This is a genomic window from Pseudomonas sp. TE3895, from assembly GCF_056278855.1.
The window spans coordinates 5,283,480-5,308,023 of the sequence record NZ_JBWBQE010000001.1; the positions used below are offsets into that span (position 1 = coordinate 5,283,480).

Here is a 24,544-nt window from a genome sequence, read left to right on the forward strand (position 1 = left end):
CACTCATGAACCTGATCCGGAAACACTTGCTTGGCCTGCTTTTCGTCGCCGCCAGTTGCCCCGCCACCAGCTACGCACTGTCCTGCAAGCTGGACCCGTCCATGGCGGCGGTATTCAAGGAGGCACTGGGCACCGCACTGGCGGTACCGGCCGACGCGCCCGACGGCACGATCATCTGGGAATCGGCACCACACTCGGTTCCGGTCATCTGCGCCGACGACTATGAAACCGGCATCAAGGAAGATGTCTATTTCTATGTCAACCCGGCCAAAGCCAGTATAGGCAAGGGCATACGGGTCGGGATTCGCTACGGCTCGCAGAACATCACCCAGACGTCGGGCGCCGTCACCACTGGCTACAACTCGCTTTATGGTTGCAACTGGGCGAACTGTGCGGGCTGGGACAAGGCCCGCTTCATCCTGAACTTCACGGTGTTCATCGAAAAGAACGGCGCAACGCCAACCGACGGACAAGCCAGCACGCTCAGCGAGTACCGGGTATTCCAGTTGGACGGCAAGGGCGGCCTTAACCCAAAACCCGACAGCAACCTCAACTATGTCGTCACCGGCATGAACAACATCCGCTTCGTGCCTTGCTCTCCCGAGTTGACCATCTTGCCTTCGGTGGTCAATTTCCGCCGTGCCCTGGCCAGCTCGGCACAGGTCGGCCAGGTCGCCAGCTCGGCCAGCTTCAGCCTCGACCTGACCAGATCCTGCGACACGCCCTACACCGTCAGCGCCCGCTTCACCCCGGTCGCTGGCAGCGCCAGCATCATCGACAAGCTGCTGGTGCCCGCCAACAACACCTCCGTGGGCATCGCCCTGACCCAGCAGGACAGCAACCAGCCGGTGCCTTTCGCCACCTGGTTCAAGCTGGCCGACCTGGCTGCGCCGGGCGTGATCCACAACCCGTTCCGCGCCGACCTGATCTGGCGCTCGGCGCCCATTTCCGGTCCGTTCGAAGCCACGGCGCTGGTCGACCTGTACTACCAGTAAAACCTTCGGCCAGGCGGCCTTTAAGGATCGTCTGATGTCCAGTTGCCAGCGGCCTGCCTACATTTGCGGGATGCGACTCAAAGCCTACCTGCAACAGATCAACCCCCTTCTCTCCAACCCCGAGGCAGCACGCCGCCTGCTTCGGCTGCTGGCAATCGTGCTATCGGCCGGCATTCTCGGCGCGGCCTACAATTTCCTGTCCTTTACCTTCAACACCGATATCGCTCGGCGCCATGGTGCCATGAGCAGCGCGATCGCCGAGGCCCATACCTTCTTCACCAACCGCGAGGCGCTGCTGGAGAGCCTGAGCCTGGCAGCCGTGCGTCAAACGGCGCCGGGTGTCGACTGGCTGCCCCTGGCACCGGGCGAGGAAGTGCACCTGCAACTGGGCAGCCAGCCAGGCAAGCGCTGGAGCCTGTGGCTGACCCAGCGTATGTGTGCCTACCTCAAGGCCCGGCAGGTCAACCTGCTGTATGTCGACACAGCGGCGCAGGCCCCCATGCGCTGGCTGTACAACGCTGACGCCCAGGCCTCGCTGCCTTCATCTGCCCTGCTGGAGCAGCTGCTGGCTGCTGGGCAGCGGGGCACGGCCCCTCGGGAACTGTGGCTGGCCGACCAGGGTGCCCAAGGTTCGCGCCTGTTCATCTTCCTGCGCCTGGACGCACGCGACCCGGGCTCTGGCTGGCTGGGCCTGGAGATCGACAGCCATGCAGTGTCGCCGTCGCTCGAGGATGCCAGCGCGGGTAAGTTCATGATGTTCAATGCCGACGGCATGCTGGTGTTCACCAACACCCCAGGCCCGGCGCTGGACCGTTCGCTGCACCATCCCGTGGGTAACAACTTCTTCGGCTTCGCCGGCCAGGGGCTCCTGCCAGAGTACCTGGTCATCAGCAAGCCGTTGATGTCCTCGGACTGGCAACTGGTTTACGCGATCGACCTGTCCGCGATCCTCGCCGGTCTGTGGCAGCAGCTGCTGGGTGCCTTGCTGTTCTGCGTGCTCAGCATCACCTTGATTCGGGTGTTGATCCAGCGGTTCGACCAGCGCTTGTTCACCCCCACGGTTGAACGCATCCGCGCGCTGGTGGAAAGCGAGATGTTCAGCCGCGACGTCATCGAAACCGCACCTGTCGCCCTGTGCGTGTTGCGCCGCAGCGATGGCCAGGTGGTGCTGGAGAACCACCTGGCCCAGCAGTGGCTGGGCCAGGACCCGGCACGCGGTGCGCGTAGCGCGCAATGGATCGAGCAGGCTTTCGAGCGACACGAAGGCCAGTGCAGCGACTATTTCGAGAGCGCCGAAGGGCGCCACCTGTACCTGAGCTGCTCGCCAACCCGCTACAAGGGCGAGCCGGTGCTGCTTTGCGCGTTCAGCGACATCAGCGCACGCAAGCAGATCGAGGCCGCGCTGGACGACGCCCGGCGCGCGGCCGACACCGCCAACGAAGCAAAGACCCAGTTCCTGGCGACCATGAGCCACGAAATCCGCACACCGCTGTACGGCGTGTTGGGGACCCTGGAGCTGCTGTCGCGCACCGTGCTCGACGCCCAGCAACGCGATTACCTGCGGGCAATCGAAGGCTCCTCGTCAACCTTGCTGCAGTTGATCTGCGACGTGCTGGACGTGTCCAAGATCGAGGCCGGTCAGCTGGCCCTCGAACTCAGCGAGTTCAGTGCCCCGGACCTAGTCCGCGAGGTGGTCCAGGGCTACAGCGCGGCAGCCAGGAGCAAGGGGCTGCAGCTCTACAGCTGCCTGGACCCACGCCTGCCGGAACACCTGATCGGCGACGTCAACCGGATCCGCCAGATCCTCAACAACCTGCTGAGCAATGCGGTCAAGTTCACCGATTGCGGCCGCGTGGTGCTGCGGGCCAGGCTGCTCAACCGCGACGGCGAACGCTCCTGCCTGTTGTGGCAGGTCTCGGACACGGGCAAGGGCATCGCCGAACAGGACCAGCCGTTCATCTTCGAGCCTTTCTACCAGACCGAAGGCCATAGCCAGGTCATCCCCGGCACCGGGCTCGGCCTGCCGATCTGCCAGCGCCTGACGCAATTGATGAACGGCCAGCTGCGCCTGGTCAGCGAGCTGGGCCTGGGCAGCAGCTTCAGCCTGACCCTACCCCTGGAAGTGGCGTCAGGCCGCACCAGCGCCCCGTTCAACCTGCTGGGCGAACGCATTCACGTGGTATCGCCCGTACACGAACTGGCTGAAGCCATCAGTGGTTGGCTCTGCCGCTGGGGGCGCGTGCGCAGGTCGGCGCGCCGGCGCCAGGCAGCGCCCTGCCCGGCGAACTGCTGGTCGAGCTGCATCCCGGCACTGTCGAACGCTGGCTGGTCGCCGAATGGCCCGGCCCACGAATCCTGGCCAGCGCCCAGGACTGCTGGGAGGCGCGGCACGAGGCCGGTCACTGGCAGGTCAACCTCAACGACCTGGGCGCCCTGCACCATGCTGTCGGCCAGGCCCAGGGCCTGCGCCGTCCCAGGGACCCCGCCGCGCCGGCCCCCTTGACCGAGCCGCTGGGGCTGCACGTGCTGGTTGCCGAGGACAATGTCATCAACCAGTTGATCCTGCGCGACCAGCTCGAGGAGCTCGGCTGCAGCGTGACCTTGGTCAGCGATGGCGAGCAGGCCTTGCAAACCTGGCAGCGCGAGCATTTCGACCTGCTGCTGACCGACGTCAACATGCCCGGCACGAACGGCTACGAACTGACCCGGGCCCTGCGCCAGTTGGGCTGCACCCGCCCCATCGTCGGCGCCACTGCCAATGCCCTGCGCGGCGAGGAAGAACTGTGCCTGGCCGCCGGCATGGATCGCTGCCTGATCAAGCCCTTCAACCTGCAAGTCCTGTTCAACTGCCTGGCCCCGTATCGAGGTAGCCCTTGAAGACCTTTAACATCCTGATCGTCGAAGACCACCCCTTCCAGCATATGTACCTGCAACACTTGTTCAGCGAGCTTGGCAGCTTCAACCTGGAAGCAGCCCGGGATGGCCAGGAAGCGCTGGAGCGCCTGCGCCAGCGTGACTTCGACCTGGTGCTGACCGACCTGCTGATGCCCGGCATGGACGGTGTGCAATTCATCCAGCACCTTGCCGGCCTGCGCCACAAGCCAGGCCTGGCGATCATGAGCGTGGCCTCGCGGCGCATGCTCATGGCGGCGAGCCTGGTGGCCAAGAACCTCGGCGTGGACGTGCTCGGGCTGATCTCCAAGCCGGTCGAACCCGCCGCGCTGCGCAGCCTGATCGACCAATTGCAGTTGCACCATCAGGCACCGGCCCAGGCGGCACCGGCCACGCCCGAGTTCGATCGCCAGACCTTGGTCGATGCCTTGAACAACCGAGCTTTTCAGGCCTGGTTCCAACCCAAGAAGTCCTTGCACAATGGTCGCATCGTCGCGGCAGAGGCCTTGGTGCGCTGGATGCACCCGGAGCAAGGGGTGTTGCTGCCAGGCACCTTCCTGCCAACGATCAATGCCTTTGGCCTGGAGGAAAGGCTGCTGTGGGTGATGCTCAAGCAAGCCATGGATGCCCAGGCGCGCTGGCGCGAACGGGGCTATGACATCCCGGTCTCGATCAACCTGCCGACCCACCTGCTGAATAGCCATGACCTGGCCGACCGGCTGCTGGAATTCGTCCTGCACCACCAAGGCGTGCCCGGCAAGCTGTGCTTCGAGCTGATGGAATGCTCCATTCCCGAAGAGCTGAGCAACTTCTATGCAGGCGCCTGCCGCTTGCGCATGAAAGGTTTCGGCCTGTCCCAGGACGACTTCGGCAAAGGCTACAGCTCGTACATGAGCCTGGTCTCGACGCCCTTCACCGAACTGAAGATAGACCGGGCGCTGGTGCAGCGTTGCGATGAAAGCGAGACCCTGGCCTCGGCCTTGGCCAGCATCGTTGCCCTGGGTCGCAAGCTCGGGCTCACCGTGGTCGCCGAAGGGGTCGAGACGCCTCAGGAGCTCGAAATGCTGCGCAAGGTCGACTGCAACCAGGTGCAGGGCTTTTTGATCTCCCATGCCGTGTCGGCGGAACAGTTCCAGCGCCTGCTGCACAACGACGGTCCCCCGTCAGCCTACTGACCGGCTGTAACTCACAGCGCCGGCCGGGCATCAAAGGTAATATTCGTTGGGTATCGATGCCCCCACGCCCTTGCGGACCCTTGCATGAAACAGTACAACGCCCTGCTGGAAAACCTGGCCCGCAGCTCTCTGCGCCTGAACAAAGGCATGACCGTCCTGCTGGGCCTGGCGCTGCTGCTGGCCGGCTTCAGTCTCTGGTCGCTCGAGCGCCTGATCGACGAACACAGCGACACGGTCAGCATCCATTTCGCCCGGCTGATGGAGAATGTCCAAGAGCAGGAAACCTTCCTCGAGGCCCTCGTGCAACGCAGCGCCAAGGGGGAGCTGCTCGACTACCCACGTGCGCTCGAGCCAGCGCTGGCACCCATGCCCGAGGAAGGGCCGGACATCTACAAGGGCCAGATCTTTCCATTTTCCATGCCGTTCAGCCTCAAATTCGACCCACGCAACCTGGCTGACCGCGAAGTATCGGACATCTTCACCCTGGGGGCGAACCTGGCCAGCTTCTACAGCATGTTCTGGTCGGCCTCTCCGTACCGTTCACCACAGGTGTTCCTGTTCTCGCCGGATGCCCGTTACGACATCACGGTTCCCGCCGCAGGACGCGGGCGGGGCAAGCTGGAGAATGAACCGTTCATCGATGTGATCAGGCAGGTCATTGTGCGCCAGCCTCAGGACAAGGACTGGGGCCCAGGCAGCAGGATCGTCTGGCGCAGCTATGTCGAGCAGCCGGACCAGGCCTCCCCGCCGCGCGTGCTGGCCTACGCCAACGTCCCCCTGCGCTCGGGCAAGGCAGAGGGCCAAGCCACGCAAGTGGCGTCGCTGGTGGACCTGGCCCAGATCGATGATTTCGAACGCATCATGGACTGGACCGTGTATGACCACTTTAACCTCATCACCCCAGCCGGCGAGGTGCTGATCGGCGCGCCCACGCCCCTGAAGGGGGTGCATGAAGGCCTCAACATCAAGCCCGAAGGCCTGGTGTTCCGTCTCCACGAACAGGCCAACGGTGGCTGGAGTGCGATCTACACCGTGACCTACCGGCACTTCTTCCGTTACGCGTTCTGGTCGCTGGCCAGCATCGCCGCCACGTTCCTGGTCCTCATCGGGCTGGGCCGGGTGGCCATCCGCTGGTATCAGCGCCAGGTCATCCTGCCTGCGCGCGCGGCCCACGAGGTCATCACCGAGAGCGAGGCCTTCAGCCGGGTGGTCATCGACACCGCCCCGACCGGCCTGTGCGTAATCCGCAGCGCCGACAACGAGGTGCTGCTGGAGAACCAGCGGGCGCAGCAATGGCAGGGCACCCGCGAGCTGGTCAGTACCCTCGCCTCGGCAGTGGGCAACACCCGCAGTGGCGAGCACTACCTGCAGGTCGAAGGCCGCCACCTGCAGGTCGGTTTCGTGTCGACCCGCTACCACGGCGAAGACGTGCGCCTTTACGCATTCAACGACGTCACCCGCCATGTCGAGGACGCCCAGGCGCTCGACGAAGCCCGGCGCGCCGCCGACGCCGCCAACACCGCCAAGACCCTGTTCCTGGCCACCATGAGCCACGAGATCCGTACCCCGTTGTACGGCGTGCTGGGCACCCTCGAGCTGCTTGGCCTGACGCACCTGGATGCACGCCAGAAAGGCTACCTGCACACTATCCAGCGCTCCTCGGCAACCCTGTTCCAGCTGATCAGTGACGTGCTCGACGTGACCAAGATCGAATCCGGGCAGATGGCGCTCGAACCCGTGCCGTTCTGCCCGCTGGACATGCTCGAGGACACCGTGCGCACCTATCGCGCCTTCGCCGAGCGCAAGGGCCTGTTGCTCTATGCCTGCCATGACGCCCGCCTGCCGGCGCAGGTGGTGGGCGATCCGATACGCATCCGCCAGATCCTCAACAACCTGCTGAGCAACGCCATCAAGTTCACCGACACCGGCCGGGTGGTGCTGCGCACCCGCGTGCTGGCGCTCGACGACACCCACGTGCGCCTGCAATGGCAGGTAGCCGATAGCGGCATTGGCATTTCCCAGGCACAGCAGGCCAGGCTCTTCGAGCTGTTCTACCAGGTCGCCGACGCCTCCAGCGAGGGCGGTGCGGGCCTGGGCCTGCCGATCTGCGGCTGGCTTGCCGACATGATGGGTGGCCAGATCAAGGTGGTCAGTGAGCCGGGGCTGGGCAGCAGCTTTTCCCTCAACATCAGCCTGCCACTGGCCCAGGGGGCGCTGAGCGACAGCCCAAGCGCAGTGCCCGACCCGACCCCGGTGTATGTGCGCGCGCCGATACCGGAGCTTGCCCAGCATGGTGTCGACTGGCTGCAGCGCCTGGGTATCGCCGCGACCCTGACGATTCCACCCCTGGAGAAGGACAACCACCAGGCCCTGCTGGTAGACCTGCTCGACTGCCCGGACGCCGCCACCTGGCATGGCCAGCGGATCTGCGCCAGCAGCGACGGCCCTACCCCCGGCGCGTTCGTCGACGGCTGCTGGCGGGTAGACCTGCATGACGTGCGGGCCATCGCCCAGCTCATCGCGGTCGTGCGCCAGGGCGGGTCGCCCGATGACCAGAACACCGCGCAACAGCAACGCGCCGCTCTGCGCCTGCATATCCTGGTGGCCGAGGACAATCCGATCAACCAGGCGATCCTGCAGGAGCAACTCGAGGCGCTGGGCTGCACCACGGTGGTCGCGGCCAACGGCGAACAGGCCATGCAACGCTGGCAGCCAGGCCAGTTCGACCTGGTCCTGACCGACGTAAACATGCCGTTGATGAATGGCTACGAACTGGCCAGGACCCTGCGCCAGCACGACGCCCGGTTGCCGATCATCGGCGTCACCGCCAATGCACTGCGAGAAGAAGGCCAGCGCTGCCTCGAGGTGGGCATGAATGCCTGGATGGTCAAACCGTTGAGCCTGCAGGCGTTGCGCAGCCATCTGGTCCGTCTGTGTCGGCCAGCAACTGGCCGAAGCGCCCAGCCGTCCGCAAGCGGACAGCCTCAGCGCCTCCCCCTCCCGCTCCCCTGCAGCCACCGATACCGTGCAAGTGTCCGACGCCATGCGCGCGCTGTTCATCACCACCCTGCGCGAGGATATGCAGCAGTTGCGCCTGGCCCTTGAGCAAGGCGACCAGCGGCGTCTTGGCGAGCGCCTGCACAGCATCGCCGGCGCCCTGGGCGCGGTACAGTCCCGGCCCCTGGCCGAGCAGTGCTGTGCGCTGGAAACCGCGCTGGCCGAGTCGCCGCTCGACGCAGCCCTGGCCGATAAGCTGGGGGGGGTGCTGGACAGGCTGTCAGCAATACTCGATGCCCTCGCATAGAATCAACTTCAGCGCTGATAGCGCATGGAAACAACCCTCCCATCCGCACCGGCTAACGGGTCGTCTTTTATGGAAAAACTCAAGGTCATCATCGCCGACGATCACCCCATCGTGCTGCTCGGCGTCCGGGAACTGGTCGAACGCGACCCACGCTTTAGCGTGGTCGGCGAAGCCGTCTGTTCGCAAGGGCTGATCGAACTGCTCGAACGCCAACCCGTGGACATGGTCATCTCCGACTACAACATGCCGGCAGACTCACCCTACGGTGACGGCCTGAAACTGATCGACTACCTCAAACGTCACTATCCCGCTGTCCGCATCCTCGTGCTGACGATGATTTCCAACCCGCTGATCCTGACACGGCTGCAGGAACTGGGCGTGGACGGCGTGATCCAGAAGAGCCAGTTGCATGGCGAAATCGAAAAGGCCCTCAATGCCGTCGCCCGCAACAGCACCTACCGGGCGCCGGCACCGGCAAGGCAGTCGGTGGTCGCCTGTAACACCGCCATCGATCAACGGGTGGAAAACCTGTCACCCAAGGAATTCGAAATACTGCGCCTGTTTGTTGCCGGACAAAGTGTCAGTGAGATCGCCCGCAGCCAACACCGAAGCACCAAGACCATTAGTGCGCAGAAAGTTTCCGCGATGCGCAAACTTGAAGTGAACAGCGATCAGGAATTGTTGGCCTATTGCCTGGCGAGTCATATCTTTAATTAACTAGCGCGCGTCATTGCCCCACCATTAAGATTCGTCTGATGGGCCAGAGAAACCACCTGACTTATTGTGAGCGTGCATTAAGTTGCAGCACTTACTCACTCTCATGTGGACATCAATATGAATAAATTTTCCCTGGCCGCCCTGACCCTCTCGCTCCTGACCGCTTCGGCCGGTGCACTGGCCGTCGAGGCCACCGGGCCAGTCACCGGTGGCAGCGGCAAGATTTCCTTCACCGGCGTAATCAACAATGACGCCTGCTCGGTCGATGGCGCCAACGCCGACCGCGTGATCGCCGTGGACATGGGCAGCGTCGCGATCAAAGACATGGGCACCGCCGAAAACCCGACAGCTGGCCGCGTGACCGGCAAGGACTTCAACCTCAACGTCAACTGCAACCTCGGCACCAAGGTGGCGATGATCTTCGATGCCAACAGCGGCGGCTCGGGCCTGGTGACCGGCAAGAAAGTCCTGGCGCTGACCAAAGGCACCGGCACTGCCGCCAACGTTGGCATTGCCCTGCTCGACCCTAATGGCAACCTGATCGACCTGAGCTCGGCTGCCACTGCCAAGATCCAGAGCGACGTACACGGCACTGGCGCCGAGGGCGGCGACGCCACCCTGAGCTTCTCTGCGGCGTACGTCACCACGGGCGCCGCCGGCACTGCCACCGCCGGTCGCGGTGACGCCACCCTGCCGTTCATCCTGCAGTACGAGTAATCACTTCGCCGCTGCTCCCTGCGCGAGGCTGACCAGCCTCGCCACTTCTTCGCCCCGCAAGGTACCCAACCATGTTGCGTCGTTCTCTGTACCCCGTTCTCGGGTTGCTGGGCATGCTCGTCGCCGCCCAGGCAACTGCCAGCATCTCCCTGAGCGCTACGCGCGTCGTGTTCGACGGTGCGCACAAAGAAGCCAATGTCATCGTGCGCAATGGCAACCAGGAAGTCCTGGTGCAATCCTGGGTAGATGCCGGCGACCGTGCACAGGCACCGTTCGCCATTACTCCACCGTTGGCCAGAGTATTGCCCAAGCAGGAACAACTGCTGCGTATTCTCTATGAAGGCCAAGGCCTGCCGACCGATCGCGAGTCGGTGGTCTGGCTCAATGTCCAGGAAATTCCGCAAGCCAGTACCCAGGCCAATACCTTGCAGTTGGCGGTGCGCCAACGTATCAAGATTTTCTTCCGCCCGGCCAACTTGCCCGGCAATGCCCTGCTGGCCCCCGAACAACTGGTCTGGCAATTGACCCAGCGCGCCGGGAAGCCACAACTGACCGTGAACAACCCCAGCCTGTATCACGTGTCGATGGCCGATATCGAACTTAAAAGCGGGAAACAAACCGTGCTTAACGCCGATTCGACCATGATCGCCCCTGGCGAACAAAAGACATTCACCTCGGTATTTTCCCAGGTGGACGGCCCGTTGACGCTGACGTTCAAGAGCATCAACGACTATGGCGCCCAACATGGATATTCCTTGCGTTTGAACACTGCCCAGCCGGGTAGCGCCAAGCCTGCCGAACCCGCCATCACCTTGTGAAATCGTAGCCCCCACCTCGTGCCCTGGTCGCGTGCGGCCTCCCCGTGCCCAGCCCGTGCCGGGATATGAAATAGGTTTCTGGTATGTCTCTGTCCATCGCCCCCCACCCCGTCGAGGGAGCCGATGCAGGCGCGCACGCGTTCAGTGGCGGCACGCTTCGTCCGGCCTGGAAGCTCAACGCCCTGTCATTGGTCATCTGCACCGCGCTGCCCAGCCTTGCATCGGCGCAGGACGCCGCCCACCTGCAGGGCTTCAACACCACCTTTCTGCAGGGCGCGCAATCGGCGGTCGACCTGCAAATGCTGCTGTCGGCCAACAGCGTGCTGCCGGGCAACTACCGGGTAGACCTGTACAGCAACGAAGTGCTGGTAGGCCGGCGTGACATCGAATTCAACCGCCACCCACAGACTGGGCGGGTGGAACCCTGCCTGACCCTGGAACTGCTCGAGCAGCTGGGTATCGACATGGACAAGCTCAAGGCACAGGGGCGCCTGGATACCGCCTCGGCCTGCCACGACCTGGCCGCACTGATCGACCAGGCCAGCCTGAGCTACGACTCGGGTCACCTGCGCCTGTCCGCCAGCATCCCGCAGGTTGCCATGAAACGCGGCCTGCGCGGCTACGTCGACCCGCAACTGTGGGACGCAGGGGTGTCTGCGGCGTTCGTGAACTATCAGTTCAACACCAGCCGCAGCGCCGGCGATGCCGAGACCCGCATCGCCAACAACCTGAGCCTGCGCAACGGCATCAACCTGGGCAGCTGGCGCTTGCGCAACGAATCGAACTTCAGCAGCGGCACCGGGCAGCCGGACACCTTCAAGAGCAACCGCAGCTATGTGCAGCACGACGTGACCGCGCTCAAAGGCCAGTTCAGCGCCGGTGACATTTTCAGCGACACCGACCTGTTTGACAGCGTGCGCTACCGGGGCCTGAAGCTGGCTTCGGACGAAGGCATGCGCGCCGACAGCGAGCGCGGCTACGCACCTGTGGTGCGTGGCGTGGCGCAGACCAGTGCCAGGGTCGAGATTCGCCAGAACAACTACGTGCTCTACACCGCCAACGTACCGCCCGGCCCGTTCGAGATCAGCGACATCTACCCCAGTGGCTCCAATGGCGACCTGGAAGTCACCATCATCGAGGCCGACGGCCGTCGGCGGGTCACCGTGCAGGCCTTCTCCAGCCTGCCGCTCATGGTCCGTGGCGGTCAGGTCAAGTACAGCCTGTCCGCTGGACGCTACAACAGCAACACGGAGGGCCTGACCACGCCGCAGATGCTCAGTACGACGCTGGCTTACGGCCTGACCAACACCGTGACGGGCGTCGTTGGCCTGCAAGCCACCCAAGACTATAAGGCAATGGCCGTGGGCAGCGGCCTGAACACACTGCTGGGCGCCTTTTCGCTCGATGTCACCCACTCCTCGAGCAAGGCCCAGGGCCAGACCACCCAGGGCAACAGCTTGCGGGCGCTTTACGCCAAGACGTTCACCGGCACCGACACCAACTTTACCCTCGCGGCCTACCGCTACTCCACCGAGGGCTTCCGTACCCTCACCCAGCATGTCGAGGACCTGAGCGCCAACGCGATCAAGCGCAGTGGCAACTCCAAGACCCGCACCGACCTGACCATCAACCAGAGCCTGGGCCGCAACCGCGCGTTCGGCAGCCTGTACCTGACGGCCACCGACCAGCGCTACTGGAACCGCGGCGGTTCGCAGAGCCTGACCGCCGGATACAGCAACAACTGGGGCGAGATCTCCTACAACCTGGACGTCAGCCGCACCAAGGAGCTGGGGAACTCAGGCCCTTCGGGGCAAGATACCCAGCTCAACCTGTCGGTATCGTTCCCACTCGGCAGCCGCGCCCGCGCACCGCGGGCGTTCGTCACCACCAGCACACAGAAGGGAAACGACACCACCCAGGCCGGCATCAACGGCTACCTGTCGGAGACCAGCGACACCTTCTACTCGATCCAGGGCGGCCACAGCCGCACCAGCGGCAGCTCGGCATCGGCCAACCTGAACACCCGCACTTCGGTCGCCGACATCAGCCTGGGCTATAGCCAAGGGCGCGGCTACGACTCGCAGAACCTGAACATTGCCGGCGCCGTGGTTGCCCACCAGGGCGGCATCAACCTCGGCCAGTCGCTCAGTGAGACCTTCGCCCTGGCCGAAGTGCCAGGTGTGAAGGGTGCAAAGATCAGCAGCTATAGCGGTGTGGAGACCGGGCACAATGGCTATGCGGTGATCCCCAGCGCCCAGCCCTATCGCGTCAACTGGATCAGCCTGGACACCAGTGACCTGGGGGGCGACATCGAAATCGACAATGCCACCCAGCAGTTGGTGCCTCGCCGCGGTGCCGTGGTGCTTGCCCGCTATACCGGCAAGAGCGGGCGTCGGGTGCAGTTCGAGCTGTTCGACGAGCGCGGTCAACTGATACCGTTCGGGGCCTCGGTTGAGGACGCCGCGGGCCAGCAACTGGCAATTTCCGACCCGAGCGGCAAGGCGTTGTTACTCCTGGAACAGGACCAGGGCAGCCTGACCATCAAGTGGGGTGAGCGCCAGTGTTCGGCACCTTACAACCTTCCGGAACGGGACAAGGCAGTTAACTATGAACGTCAGCGCCTGGCTTGCCGGCCGTGACACCCGCTCTTGTCTACAGAGAATGCTCATAAGCGCCCGGTAGCTTTGGTATGATCAAACGCGACTCTGCAAGAAGGCAGCGCAACAAGGATTCCGATGCTGATGAAAAAGGCCGCACCATGTCCTTGATTTCCCGCATGGCCACTCCATTTTTAGCGAATACCCACGCTTGATGCGAAAACTCCTGGCAAGCGCCCTGGCGCTGGTGATGATCGCCGCCCTCTGCGGCTATGGCTTCTGGACCCAACAGCGCCCGGAAGGCCACTACCTGTCCGATCTGCGCATCGAACTGGCGCTTAACCATGGCGTCCCGGGCGAGCACGGCAACCTGCTCGGTGTCGAACCACTGCTGTACCCGGGCGACTATCAGAACTTGCAACGCCTGCACCGCAAGCTCGCAGCCTATCTGGAGCAAGCCCGCGCCCAAGGCCTGGTGAACCCGCGCACGGTGGTCGTGCTGCCGGAACACATCGGTACCTGGCTGTGGGCGCGCGGAGAGAAGAGCGAGCTGTATCAAGTTACCCAGAGCCGCGAAGCCCAACAATGGCTGGAACTGAGCAACCCGCTGCGCTATGGCCTCGCGGTTCTTGGCGCTGACGGCGACGACTGGCGCGCCGATGCGCACTTGCGCATGAAGGCCGAGCAGATGGCCGCAGACTACCAGCAGCTGTTCGGCGGCCTGGCCAAGGAATTTGGCGTCACCTTGGTGGCCGGTTCGATCGTGCTGCCCGAACCTTATGTGAAACAAGGCGTACTGCATACCGGCCGTGGCCCGCTGTTCAACAGCAGTGTGGTGTTTGCCGGTGACGGCTCGCTACTGGGACAGCCCCAGCGCCAGCAATATCCCGACAGTGAAATGCGCCGCTACGTCCACGACGGCCGCCAGCACCCGCTGCAGGTCGTGCAGACCCCGGCCGGGCGCCTGGGGATACTGGTGGGCAGTGACAGCTGGTACCCGGAAAACCACCAGCAACTGACTGAACAAGCCGTACAACTGATCGCCAACCCAGCGTTTCTCAGTGGCAAGGGCAGCTGGCAAGCACCCTGGCGGGGAAATCGCCACCAGGATGCCAGCGCCGGGCTGGCCTTGCAGCGCGGCGAAGTCAGTGAACAGGCGGCTTGGCAACGCCTGACCGAAGTGGCCGGAACCGACATCAGCAGTATGAGCGTGTTCATGCGCGGGCAGTTCTGGGAACAGGGCAGCGATGGCCAGGGCTTTGCCCGCCAGTCGGGAGCGTTGCTTGCCGCTCCTCCCAGCCCAGGTGCCCGCCTGCTGAATGTGTGGCTGTAAGCCCATGGCCCGCCCCCGCGTGCGCCTGGGCGAACTGTCGGTTGGTTTTGTCCAGCCTTTGAGCGAAGCCCTGCGCGAGCTGGGCCACGACCCTGAACCATTGCTGCGCCGCTACGGCCTGGACGCGACACGCCTGGGCGAAGCCGGCGCACGCCTGTCCATCCCCCGCTACATGCATCTGGGCCACGCGGCAATCGAAATGAGCGGCGAGGCTGCTCTAGGCCTGCGTATGGGGCGCCTGAGCCGTCTGGCGCATGCTGGCCTGGCCGGGGTCACCGCGGCCCAGGCCCCCACCTTGGGTGAGGCGGCGCGCACCCTGCTGCGCTTCGAGCCGCTTTACGCGGCCAACTACCGTGGCCGTTCCCGCTTTGTGGAAGATGCCCAGGGCGCCTGGCTGCGCTTCTACTCCATCAGCCCGTATAACGACTACAACCGCTTTGTGGTCGACTCACTGCTGGCCGGCTGGCTGGCCCAGTTGACCGACCTTGCCGGCACCCCAGTGCAGGCTGAACGCCTGGAGATCGAGTTTGCCGCACCCTCCTATGCCGCGCGCTATCAACCGCTCTGCAGCACGCCTGTGCAGTTCGCCGCCGACGGCAATCAGCTGCGTCTGAGCCGCGCCACCTTGCAACTGGCCAATCCAGGGCATTGCCCAAGTACCTGGCAGCACCTGTTGCAGCTGTGCGAGGCAGAAATGCTGCAACGCACAAGGGTCCGCAGCCTGGGTGAGCGCATCACCCACCTGCTGGGACCCCTGCTCAATGGCGGCCGCGAACCGGACCTGGAGGAAGTGGCACTGCAACTGCAACTACCCACCTGGACCTTGCGCCGTAAGCTGGCCGAGGAAGGCACGCGCTTTCGGGATTTGCTCAATGAAACACGGCGCGACCTGGCCGAGACCTATATCCGCGATACGGAGCTGGCGTTCGGCGAGATTGCCTTTCTGTTGGGTTTCGCTTCGGCAGAGGCCTTCCAGCGCGCATTCAAGCGCTGGACGGGCCTTACACCGGGGGAGTTCCGCCGCAGCCAGCGACGCGCAGGTTAAAGCTCGGTGGCGTCGTCAGCCGGTTCCGGGGTGTCCAGTTCGTAAGCCTGGGTTTCGAGTAGTTCTTCCTGGTATTCATCCATAGCCCTGCGTCCTCTTTACTCATTTTGTCTTCGTAGGTGTCGCCTTCAAGCTAAGCAGGTGGCATGAAGGAATGATGACAAGCTTATGATCTGGTACGTAGCAACCGTTAGATCTCTGCGCTCTATGCATACTAGGACAAAGTTTTCATATGCAGGTTCTGCCTAATTTCCCCCTCAGCGGATCGACATGGGCATTCAAGATCGGTAAGCGGTTTCTCGGCTGCGCCATGCGTTCCGGCAACGCTCAGCGGGGAGCACTGACGTCTGTCTGTCCGCTAGCGAGCAACGCGCCGCGGACGAAGCCCTCGGCAAGACGGCGCTCGACAAAATTGCGCACATAGGCGGCGCCTGCTTCACGTCCGCGAGGTACGGCCATGGCTTGCCGGATCGACGTGAATGCACCGTCAAGCACGCGATAGCGTTGATCACTGGCGGCGACCCTTTCCAGCGGCTGACGTACGCCTGCAGCAGCATCCAGATCGCCCTCGATAAAGAGGTCCACTGCGCCGGCAGAAGTTTCAGCCCGGACCAGCCCGGCATGCTGCAGCGTGCGCGTGAGATACAGGTCATAGGCTGCACCTTTCCCCACAGCCAGGCGAAGGCCAGGCCGGTCCAGCTCGTCAACGTGCTGGAACGGTGCTTCTCGCTTGACCAGATAGGTACCCTCGATCAGCACATAGGGCTCACTGAACGCGATTTGCGCCTCACGCACGGGTTCGATGGCCAGAAACGCCAAGTTCCAAGCCCCTTCTTCCAGTGCAGCAAAGACTTTTCCCGCAGCATCGAAAGTGCGCATGTGCAAGGTGACACCCAGCTCTTCGGCCAAAGCCTTGGCCAGGGCTACGGATACACCCTGCGGCTCGCCCGTCGAGCCTAGCTGGGCCAACACCGGGTTGCCGAGGTTGATCGCGACGCGCAGGGTGCCGTCAGGGGCCAGATCTTTGAGGACGCTGGTGGCGATAGTGTTCATGCAGGTCTCCTATAGAAGTCGTGTGATACTTTTCCCAGCCATGTCGGCAAAAACGTCACCAAACCGGCAAGGTATACGAAACGATCAGACGGTTTTCATCTGCGCCACGGGCGAAATTGGAACGATAGACTGCGTTGCGCCAGCGCACACCGACATTCTTCAGCGCGCCGGACTGGAACACATAGGCGATATCGGTGTTGCGCTCCCACTCGCGACCTTCATCGCCACGCGTAGCGGCATCGGCTTGATCACCCTTGACGTAGCGTGTCATGAAGGTCAGCCCCGGGATGCCAACCGCGGCGAAATTGTAATCGTAACGCAGCTGCCACGAGCGCTCGCCGGGTTCGGCGAAATCATTGATCTGGATGTAGTTGGCCAGGTAGGGATCGGTGCCGTCGAGAAATGGCATTGAGGTATCGCCGTTCATTTTCTGCAGGCCTAGGCCCAGCGCATGGCCGCCCAGGCTGTAGGTGAACAGGCCGCTGAGCGCGCCGCTGTCGATCGCACCGCCGCGAGCATTGCCGGCGTCATCGCTGAGCATGTAGCGCAGGTCGCTCTTGAGCTTACCCGGGCCAATGCTCCACGTATGGCCGATGCCGAAAAAGTTCTGACGGTACACATCCTCAAGTTCGGCGTACTGGTAGCTTAGGGTCAGCGCCTTGCTCACCGCGTAGTCGGCGCCGCCGACCCAGTATTCGTCGCCTTCGACAGCACCGGCAAAGCGGCGGTTCTTGTTGTTCAGGCTGATCTTCTGGGCGTCGCTCGAGTCGCGATCGGTCACCCGGTCCAAGCGTGCACCGGTCACGGTCAGGCCAGCGATCTCGTTGCTGGTCAGCAGCCCGCCCTCGAAGGTCTGTGGCAAGATACGGCCAGTGTTGGCTTGCACTGTCGGCAACTTGGGAATCAGGGTGCCGTACTTGAGTTCGGTTTCGGCCATCTTGACCTTGGCCGTCAGGCCCAGGCGGGTGAACTCATTGGCGGCGCGGCCGTTGTCATGCACCGGCAGCAAACCGGAGCCTGCACGGTCGGGGCTCGAGTCAAGCTTGATACCTAGCATGCCCAGAGCATCAAGGCCAAAGCCTACGGTGCCTGGGGTATAGCCCGAGCGGAAGTCGAGCAGAAACCCTTGAGCCCATTCCTCCCGCTTGGACTGGCCAGTGCCGTCACGAAAATCACGGTTGAAGTAATAGTTGGACATCTGCAGGTTGAGCTTGCTGTCTTCGACAAAGCCCCCTGCGTCAGCAGTACCGGCGAGCACGCAAGGTGACAGGGTAATCAGAGTGCGCAGGATGTTCTTGTTGTTGTGCATCTGGCGGTTCCGTTTGGTTAACACAGGAATGCCCGGCCTGGACGCTCAGTCCGGGCTTGGAGAAGTGCAAAGGAGTCCGGCGGATGGGGGCCGCGTGGCAGCCCCCACGATCAATGTGCAGAAGCTGCCATCGGTTGATCCGGCTCTTTGTTATTGACCCGCATCAGCGCTGTCATCAGGAACGCGATGAGCAGCAGCGCACTGAGGAACAGCAGGCCTGTGGCCGCGCTCTGGCTGTTACCCTTGACTACGCCAATCATCGACGGACCAACAAAACCACCGAGGTTGCCGATCGAGTTGATCACCGCAATGGATACTGCAGCGGTGGCGCGGTCGAGGAACAGTGTCGGCAGCGCCCAGAACGGCGACTTGAAACTGTACAACCCAGACAGCGCAACACAGATCATCGCCATCGAAGCAATCGGGCTGGCTAGCATGCCGGCGCCGACTAGGCCCAGTGCAGCGATTGCAAGGGGGATGGCCGAGTGCATCTTGCGCTCGTTGCGCCGATCAGAACTGCGCGACCAGATAATCATCGCCGCGGTTGCAACGATATACGGCAGCATCGCGATCAGGCCGATCTGGGTATGGGTCAGGTCGCTGGAGAAGCCCTTGATGATCTGCGGCATCCAGTAACCGACGCCCAGGCTACCGCACTGATAAACGAAGTAAATGAACGCGAGGTACAGCACCTTTTTGTTGACCATGGTCTTGAACACACCCAGGCGCTTGACGTTCTTGCGGCTCTGGCGGTCGCGTTCAAGCTCGGCCAGCAGCCACTCTTTTTCCTGCGAGGTCAGCCATTTGGCCTGCTCGGGTTTGTCGGTCAGGAAGAAGAAGCAGGCAATGCCCAGGAACACGGCAGGCACGCCTTCGAGGAACAGCATCCAGCGCCAGCCGCTCCAGTCGAGCCACTTGATGTTGTCCATGATCCAGGTCGAAAGCGGTGCGCCGATGATGTAGCTCACCGGAATCGCCGCGGTGAACAGCGCCACCGTGGTGGCCAGCTCACGCGAGCGGAACCAATAGGTGAGGTAGACGATCACGCCCGGAAAGAAGCCCGCCTCGGCTACGCCGAGGAAGAACCGCAGTACATAGAGCTGGTTGGCCGTCTGGGCAAACGCCGTGGCTGCGGCGATGACGCCCCAGGTCACCAGAATGCGAGCAATCCACACCCGCGCACCAAACTTGTTGAGCATGACGTTGCTGGGCACTTCGAACAGGAAGTAACCGATGAAGAAGATTCCGGAAATGAAACCGAAGGCTTCGCTGGTCAACGCCAGCTCCTTGTTCATCTCTAGCGCGGCATAGCCGATGTTGGCGCGGTCAAGATAGGACACGATGTACAGCAGGAACATGAACGGGATGATGCGCAAGGTCACCTTGCGGACAATCGCCTGCTCGTCGACAGTATTGTTGTTGTTCATAAGGACCTCATCTGGAACGGACCGTAGCCCGTCCCTTAATTGTTATCGTTGTAACGGGTGTCAGGCAGAAAAGATCATGCACACCGGACTTCCGGTCGAAACCGAGAAGCCGGTCTTGCTGAGTGCACCACTGCACGGGTCGACTGCAAACGAGACGATGCTGTCGCTGTCTTCATTGAGCGCGAACAGAAAGCGCTGATCAGGTGTCAGGGTGAAGAAGCGCGGCGTCTTGCCTTCGGTGGGAACGAACTCGACCGGGCTGAGCAGCCCACTGACCTGGTCGATGGCGTATACCGCGATGCTGTCGTAACCGCGATTCGAGGCGTAGAGGAAACGCCCGCTACGGTCGATTTCAATTTCCGAAGCGCGGCTGTTGCCGGTGTAGCTTGCGGGCAATGAAGGGAGCACCTGGATCGGCTGTAGCGCGCCGCTATGTGGGTCGAAACGATAGCTGGTGACACTGGAGTCCAACTCGTTGATCACATAGGCGAACCCCGCCTTGGGATGCATTGCAATGTGGCGCGGGCCGGCACCTTCACGCGCAGCAATGAAGGGTTGCTCGGCAGGATGCAACCTGCCGTTGTCGAAGCGGAAGCTGAACACTCGATCGAGCCCCTTGTCCGGTACCAGGACAAAGTTGCCGGACGCATCGAACGGATTGAAATGCGGCTTGGCGAACGGCTGTTCGACGCGGTGCGGGCCGACTGGGCCGTCAAGTGTGAGCAAATGGTTGACACTGCCCAGCGCGCCGTTTTCGGCCACATTCAGCACGGCCAAGGTGCCGGTGATGTGGTTGGACACCACCATGAAGCGCTCGCTTGGGTCCAGCGCCAGGTGCACCGGGTTCTTGCCCTCGCAGCTCTGGCGGTTGAGGAAGGTCAAGGTCCCACTGGCCTTGTCGACGCTGAAGGCGCTGACTTCGCTGCAGTCGCCGTGAACGGTATACAACCGGTCTCCGGCACGGTTGAGGGTAAGGAAGGAAGGGTTGACCAGATCAGTGACGACCTGTACCTGCTCCAACGTACCGGCCTGCTGATCCAGGCGATAGACCGTGATGCCATCACCCCGGGCGTTACGCTCGCGGGTGGTCCGCGAGCCGACATAGGCGTACATAGGGTTGTTCTCCCGTTTGCAAATGCGTTTTCAAGCGGGCACCAGCCTTTTGGCAGGCAGCAGTACCCTGTGCGGCAGCATTGCTGCCGCCGCCGGAGTCGTTACACCAGTGCTTGGCGGGTTAGCCGCGAGTCCGTTTGACCACTTTTCGGATCACGTACGGCAGCACCCCGCCGTTAGTCAGGTAGCGCAGTTCCTGCAGCGAATCCAGGCGAGCAATCAGCTCGATCTGATCGCGAACGCCACCCTCACGGACTATCTCCAGGCGAACACGGTTATCGCCAACGACCAGCTCATCCAGACCCACCAAATCGAATTGCTCAGTGCCGATCAGTTGTAGATCGTCTGCGCCCTGCCCGTCCTGGAACAACAGGGGCAACACGCCCATGCCGATCAGATTACTGCGGTGGATGCGCTCGATACTGCGGGCTACCACAGCTTTCACCCCAAGCAGGGCCTGCGCCTTGGCTGCCCAGTCGCGGCTGGAACCGGCGCCGTAGTTGATGCCTGCGAAGACAATCATCGGCGTACCCGCGTAACTCTGGGCGGCTTCGTACAGGGGCAAGCACTTGCTGTGGTCCGCATTCCAGGCCCAAGCGCCGACGCCAGGCTGCTGCTCACCGACCAGACGGTTTTTCACCGACTTGTTGGTGAAAGCTCCACGCAGCATGACTTCGTGGTTACTGCGGCGAGTGGAATATTGGTTCAGGTCTTGTGGATCCTCACCGCGCTCCAGCAGCCACTGGCCTGCAAGGCTATCGGCAGGGATGGCACCGGCGGGCGAAATATGGTCGGTGGTAACGTTGTCCCCAAGCACCATGAGGGCACGAGCGCCCTGAATCGCCAGGCTAGAATTTGGTTCAGCCTGGATGTCAGCCAGGTATTGCGGACGGCGAAGATAAGTCGAGCGAGGGTCCCAAGGGAACTGGACACTGCCCTCTGCGGACAGCGCCTGCCAGTGATGAGTACCTTCCCACACCGTAGCCAGCCGCTGTTGGAAGAACTCCGGCTTCACCACTTTCGCGGCCAGCACAGCCACTTCTTCATCGCTGGGCAGCAAGTCGTGCAGATAGACCGGATTCTCTGCTGAGTCATAACCTAAAGGTTCACGCGTCAGGTCGATCTCGATGGTACCGGCGATCGCAAAGGCCACGCACAACGCGGGCGAGGCAAGGTAACCCGCGGGGACCTTAGGGTTCACCCGACCTTCGAAATTACGATTACCGGACAGTACGACCACGCCCTTCAGGCCTTGATCGGCGAACACCTCGACATGCTCTTCCAGCTTGCCCGAGTTGCCGATACAGGTCATGCAGCCAAAGCCGGCAAGATCGAAGCCTAGAGCAGAAAAATCCTGCAGCAGGTCAGCTTCAGCCAGATAGTCGGAGACGACCTGGGAGCCTGGCGACAAGGAAGTCTTGACCCAGGGCTTGCGTTGCAGGCCCAGGCGACGTGCCTTTCGGGCCAGTAAGCCGGCTTGGATCATCTGCGCCGGGTTGGCCGTATTGGTGCAACTGGTAATTGCCGAGATAACCACGGCGCCATGCGTGATCGGTTCTGCGAATGTGGGCTCGAAGTACTGCTCAGAGGATGGCCCGGCGATAAGGTTGCCGCCGCCCAGGACTTCCTTACGGAATGAGTCGCCCGAGCACGACAGCGGTTGACGCTGATGCGGCTGGTAAGGTCCTGCAACGCTTGGCTCGATGCTGGCCAGGTCCAGTTCGATCAGTTCATCGAACTCCGGCTCCGGCAGTTCATCACTGCGATACAGGTTTTGCGCACTCATGTATGTGGCCGCCTGCTGACAGAGCGCTGAAGAGCGGCCGGTAAGCTGCATGTAGTCGAGCGTCTGGGTGTCGAAGGGGAAGAACACTACCGTAGCGCCATACTCCGGGGCCATGTTCGACACCGTGCCACGCGCGGCCCACCCAACGTTCGACAGGCCTGGACCGGTGAATTCTACGAACTTGCCGACCACCGAACGCTTGCGCAGGATCTCAGCGACATGCAATGACAAATCCGTCGCGGTAACACCTGGGCGCAGCGCGTTGGTCACACGCAGGCCAATCACCTTGGGAAAGCTGATAGGTACCGGCTCACCAACCATCGCCGCCTGCCCTTCGAGGCCGCCAACACCCCACCCCAGAACACCGATGGCGTTGATCATAGGTGTATGGCTGTCCGTCGCGACCATGTCATCGGGGTGCAACAAGCGCTGGCCATCTTCGGTGCGGCTTTCCCACACGACCGTAGCCAAGGCTTCCATGTTCATCTGATGGATGATACCGGTGCCTGGGGGAATCACACCGAAGTTGTCCAGGCTCTTTTGCGCCCACTTGATGAAACGATAACGTTCACTGTTACGGCGGAAATCGATATCAAGGTTCTGCTCGACCGCATTGGCGTCGGCATAGCTTTCGACAATTACTGAGTGGTCAATGGTCAGCACGGCGGGAATCAGCGGGTTCATAGCGCTGGGGTCACCACCGAGCTCGGCAACTACATCGCGCATACCTGCAAAGTCAGCCAAAGCCGGCAGACAGGTGGTGTCATGGAACATCAGCCGGTTCGGCTGGAACGGCACTTCGCAATCTGGTCCCTGCCCCGTGGCTCTAGCCAGTACTGATGCGAGCGCTTCGGGCGTGCAACGGGCCACGTTCTCCAGAAGAATACGGATTGAGTAGGGCAGGCGCTGCAATTGGGCTGGGCTCAGCAACTTCTTCAAATCAACATAGGCGAATCGGGCCTGGTCGATCTCCAGGTTGCTCATCAGGTCGCGGGCAGTCTTGGTCATGCTCGTATCGCTCTGCGTCTTATCGTTGTGACAGCATCGGCTGACCGATGCTGGTGATGGGGCGATGCTAGTGGTTGGCCCACCGGATGAAAATTGATGAATTGCCATGGCAGCGTTCTCCATTGGAGAACGCTGCTCAAGTGGATTGATCGGGTGATGGGGTCAGCAGTACCAGGGTGCGGGCTAAAGCTAGCCTGCCTCACTGCGAATGTTGTCGACGAACGTGCGTAAGGTTGGCGCAGCGGCATCGTAACTCTGCAAGACCAGCAACAATGCGCGTACGGCCCAGGCTTCGTCCAGGCGCAGGACCTTCAGTTTGAGGCTTCGCTGATAGGGCTTCACTACGGACCGCGGCAGCACCGCGATGCCCATGCCAGCGGCCACCATTCGACAGATGCAATCAAAACTGCTGATTCGGATTCGCAGCTTGAGCGGCATATTCAAAGCCTCTGCCTGCTGAGTCAGCAGGCCATACATGGAACTTTCACGGTGCGGGCCGACCATCTCGTACTGCAAGACTTCAGCGAACCTTATGCTTGCAGAGGACGCCAGGGCATGCGCGCCCGGCACTACCACGACCAATTCATCGGTGCGATAAGGCACCGTTTGCAAACCTCTGGAAGCGGTTTGCGATGCGATAACCCCAATGTCAGCGCGGCCCTCCGCCACTGCGCTCACCACGTCGGCCCCCACTCGCTCCTGAATGTCGAAACGAATCAAAGGATAGAGCGCGGCGAATGCTGTGATATCCGTGGGTAGAAATTGAGATAACGCAGAAGTGATAGCGTGAATACGTATGTGCCCCTTGACCCCTTCGGAAAACTCCCCCAGCTCGGCATCAAGGTTTTGCAGCGTTTGCCGAACCTGTCGGGCGTAAAAAAGCAATGACTGCCCGGCCGGGGTCAGCTCTACGCCACGTGCATGACGGATAAGCAATGGCGCCCCGGTAAGGTCCTCCAGTTCGCTGATGCGCTTGCTGACCGCAGAAACAGCCAGGTGCCGAAGGTTCGCGGCATGAGTGAGGTTTTGCGTTTCTGCAACAGCAATAAAAACATCAAGGCTTGTCAAATCGTATCGCATTTCGTCTCCGAGCTGGCTGGGCGCTCCAATCGCCGATTTCGTATCACATCCTCCCCGAAATGGCGGACCTACGCACGAGAAACACTTCATGCTGCAGACCTGACGCCGGTCACGCGTCAGATGATTGCTCGAATCTTCATTATTGCTTTTTAATAACTTTAAATACAATGTTAAG

General features: G+C 62.2%; 15 protein-coding genes and 2 pseudogenes. 11 read left to right on the forward strand and 6 right to left on the reverse strand.

What is annotated here, in order from left to right; all coding sequences use genetic code 11:
- Positions 1-5: 5 nt before the first annotated feature.
- The 11 genes and pseudogenes from ACZ889_RS23935 (at position 6) to ACZ889_RS23985 (ending at position 15,593) form a co-directional block, all read left to right on the forward strand.
- Positions 6-995, forward strand: coding sequence for a fimbrial protein (locus ACZ889_RS23935; RefSeq protein WP_476257868.1), 990 nt, complete (start codon positions 6-8; stop codon positions 993-995).
- A gap of 70 nt (positions 996-1,065) precedes the next feature.
- Positions 1,066-3,872 (forward strand): annotated as a pseudogene (locus ACZ889_RS23940) (ATP-binding protein).
- Positions 3,869-5,062: a response regulator cyclic di-GMP phosphodiesterase PvrR gene (gene pvrR / locus ACZ889_RS23945; protein ID WP_047604533.1), complete on the forward strand. Its 1,194-nt coding sequence runs from the start codon at positions 3,869-3,871 to the stop codon at positions 5,060-5,062. Before ACZ889_RS23940 ends, pvrR begins: the two are co-directional and overlap by 4 nt.
- Positions 5,063-5,146: 84 nt before the next feature.
- Positions 5,147-8,366, forward strand: a pseudogene (locus tag ACZ889_RS23950) (hybrid sensor histidine kinase/response regulator).
- Positions 8,367-8,435: 69 nt separating this feature from the next.
- The gene (locus tag ACZ889_RS23955; RefSeq protein ID WP_014859525.1) at positions 8,436-9,083 is read left to right on the forward strand and encodes a response regulator; all 648 of its coding nucleotides are present in this window, start codon (positions 8,436-8,438) and stop codon (positions 9,081-9,083) included.
- A 117-nt stretch (positions 9,084-9,200) separates the two neighbouring features.
- Positions 9,201-9,800: a fimbrial protein gene (locus ACZ889_RS23960; protein WP_014859524.1), complete on the forward strand. Its 600-nt coding sequence runs from the start codon at positions 9,201-9,203 to the stop codon at positions 9,798-9,800.
- Between the two features lie 71 nt (positions 9,801-9,871).
- Positions 9,872-10,618, forward strand: a complete 747-nt coding sequence (locus ACZ889_RS23965) for a fimbrial biogenesis chaperone (protein ID WP_012053264.1) — start codon at positions 9,872-9,874, stop codon at positions 10,616-10,618.
- Positions 10,619-10,701: 83 nt separating this feature from the next.
- Complete coding sequence (locus ACZ889_RS23970; RefSeq protein ID WP_476257869.1) at positions 10,702-13,257, forward strand: fimbria/pilus outer membrane usher protein; 2,556 nt, start codon at positions 10,702-10,704, stop codon at positions 13,255-13,257.
- A gap of 50 nt (positions 13,258-13,307) precedes the next feature.
- The gene (locus tag ACZ889_RS23975; protein WP_257645153.1) at positions 13,308-13,430 is read left to right on the forward strand and encodes a hypothetical protein; all 123 of its coding nucleotides are present in this window, start codon (positions 13,308-13,310) and stop codon (positions 13,428-13,430) included.
- Positions 13,430-14,548, forward strand: a complete 1,119-nt coding sequence (locus ACZ889_RS23980) for a nitrilase-related carbon-nitrogen hydrolase (protein WP_003247213.1) — start codon at positions 13,430-13,432, stop codon at positions 14,546-14,548. Before ACZ889_RS23975 ends, ACZ889_RS23980 begins: the two co-directional genes overlap by 1 nt.
- 4 nt (positions 14,549-14,552) lie before the next feature.
- The gene (locus ACZ889_RS23985) at positions 14,553-15,593 is read left to right on the forward strand and encodes an AraC family transcriptional regulator (RefSeq protein WP_476257870.1); all 1,041 of its coding nucleotides are present in this window, start codon (positions 14,553-14,555) and stop codon (positions 15,591-15,593) included.
- Between the two features lie 327 nt (positions 15,594-15,920).
- Here the strand turns inward: ACZ889_RS23985 and ACZ889_RS23990 are convergent, their stop codons facing one another.
- From ACZ889_RS23990 to ACZ889_RS24015, 6 genes are all read right to left on the reverse strand, one after another.
- Positions 15,921-16,646: a transporter substrate-binding domain-containing protein gene (locus ACZ889_RS23990; RefSeq protein WP_476257871.1), complete on the reverse strand. Its 726-nt coding sequence runs from the start codon at positions 16,644-16,646 to the stop codon at positions 15,921-15,923.
- A 55-nt stretch (positions 16,647-16,701) separates the two neighbouring features.
- Positions 16,702-17,955 (reverse strand): OprD family porin, encoded by a 1,254-nt coding sequence (locus tag ACZ889_RS23995; RefSeq protein ID WP_476257872.1) that lies wholly within the window; start codon positions 17,953-17,955, stop codon positions 16,702-16,704.
- Positions 17,956-18,065: 110 nt separating this feature from the next.
- The gene (locus tag ACZ889_RS24000) at positions 18,066-19,382 is read right to left on the reverse strand and encodes an MFS transporter (protein WP_476257873.1); all 1,317 of its coding nucleotides are present in this window, start codon (positions 19,380-19,382) and stop codon (positions 18,066-18,068) included.
- A 60-nt stretch (positions 19,383-19,442) separates the two neighbouring features.
- Positions 19,443-20,495: a lactonase family protein gene (locus ACZ889_RS24005; protein WP_476257874.1), complete on the reverse strand. Its 1,053-nt coding sequence runs from the start codon at positions 20,493-20,495 to the stop codon at positions 19,443-19,445.
- 121 nt (positions 20,496-20,616) lie between these two features.
- Positions 20,617-23,289: an aconitate hydratase AcnA gene (acnA, locus tag ACZ889_RS24010; protein ID WP_476258032.1), complete on the reverse strand. Its 2,673-nt coding sequence runs from the start codon at positions 23,287-23,289 to the stop codon at positions 20,617-20,619.
- Between the two features lie 189 nt (positions 23,290-23,478).
- Complete coding sequence (locus ACZ889_RS24015; protein WP_476257875.1) at positions 23,479-24,369, reverse strand: LysR substrate-binding domain-containing protein; 891 nt, start codon at positions 24,367-24,369, stop codon at positions 23,479-23,481.
- Between the last annotated feature and the right edge of the window lie 175 nt (positions 24,370-24,544).

Excerpts from the sequence above, each read along its gene's own strand:
- ACZ889_RS23935 (WP_476257868.1), top strand. The coding sequence starts at position 6 with ATGAACCTGATCCGGAAACACTTGCTTGGCCTGCTTTTCGTCGCCGCC.
- ACZ889_RS23955 (WP_014859525.1), top strand. The coding sequence starts at position 8,436 with ATGGAAAAACTCAAGGTCATCATCGCCGACGATCACCCCATCGTGCTG.
- ACZ889_RS23960 (WP_014859524.1), top strand. The coding sequence starts at position 9,201 with ATGAATAAATTTTCCCTGGCCGCCCTGACCCTCTCGCTCCTGACCGCT.
- ACZ889_RS23965 (WP_012053264.1), top strand. The coding sequence starts at position 9,872 with ATGTTGCGTCGTTCTCTGTACCCCGTTCTCGGGTTGCTGGGCATGCTC.
- ACZ889_RS23970 (WP_476257869.1), top strand. The coding sequence starts at position 10,702 with ATGTCTCTGTCCATCGCCCCCCACCCCGTCGAGGGAGCCGATGCAGGC.
- ACZ889_RS23975 (WP_257645153.1), top strand. The coding sequence starts at position 13,308 with ATGATCAAACGCGACTCTGCAAGAAGGCAGCGCAACAAGGATTCCGAT.
- ACZ889_RS23980 (WP_003247213.1), top strand. The coding sequence starts at position 13,430 with ATGCGAAAACTCCTGGCAAGCGCCCTGGCGCTGGTGATGATCGCCGCC.
- ACZ889_RS23985 (WP_476257870.1), top strand. The coding sequence starts at position 14,553 with ATGGCCCGCCCCCGCGTGCGCCTGGGCGAACTGTCGGTTGGTTTTGTC.
- ACZ889_RS23990 (WP_476257871.1), bottom strand. The coding sequence starts at position 16,646 with ATGAACACTATCGCCACCAGCGTCCTCAAAGATCTGGCCCCTGACGGC.
- ACZ889_RS23995 (WP_476257872.1), bottom strand. The coding sequence starts at position 17,955 with ATGCACAACAACAAGAACATCCTGCGCACTCTGATTACCCTGTCACCT.
- ACZ889_RS24000 (WP_476257873.1), bottom strand. The coding sequence starts at position 19,382 with ATGAACAACAACAATACTGTCGACGAGCAGGCGATTGTCCGCAAGGTG.
- ACZ889_RS24005 (WP_476257874.1), bottom strand. The coding sequence starts at position 20,495 with ATGTACGCCTATGTCGGCTCGCGGACCACCCGCGAGCGTAACGCCCGG.
- acnA (WP_476258032.1), bottom strand. The coding sequence starts at position 23,289 with ATGACCAAGACTGCCCGCGACCTGATGAGCAACCTGGAGATCGACCAG.
- ACZ889_RS24015 (WP_476257875.1), bottom strand. The coding sequence starts at position 24,369 with ATGCGATACGATTTGACAAGCCTTGATGTTTTTATTGCTGTTGCAGAA.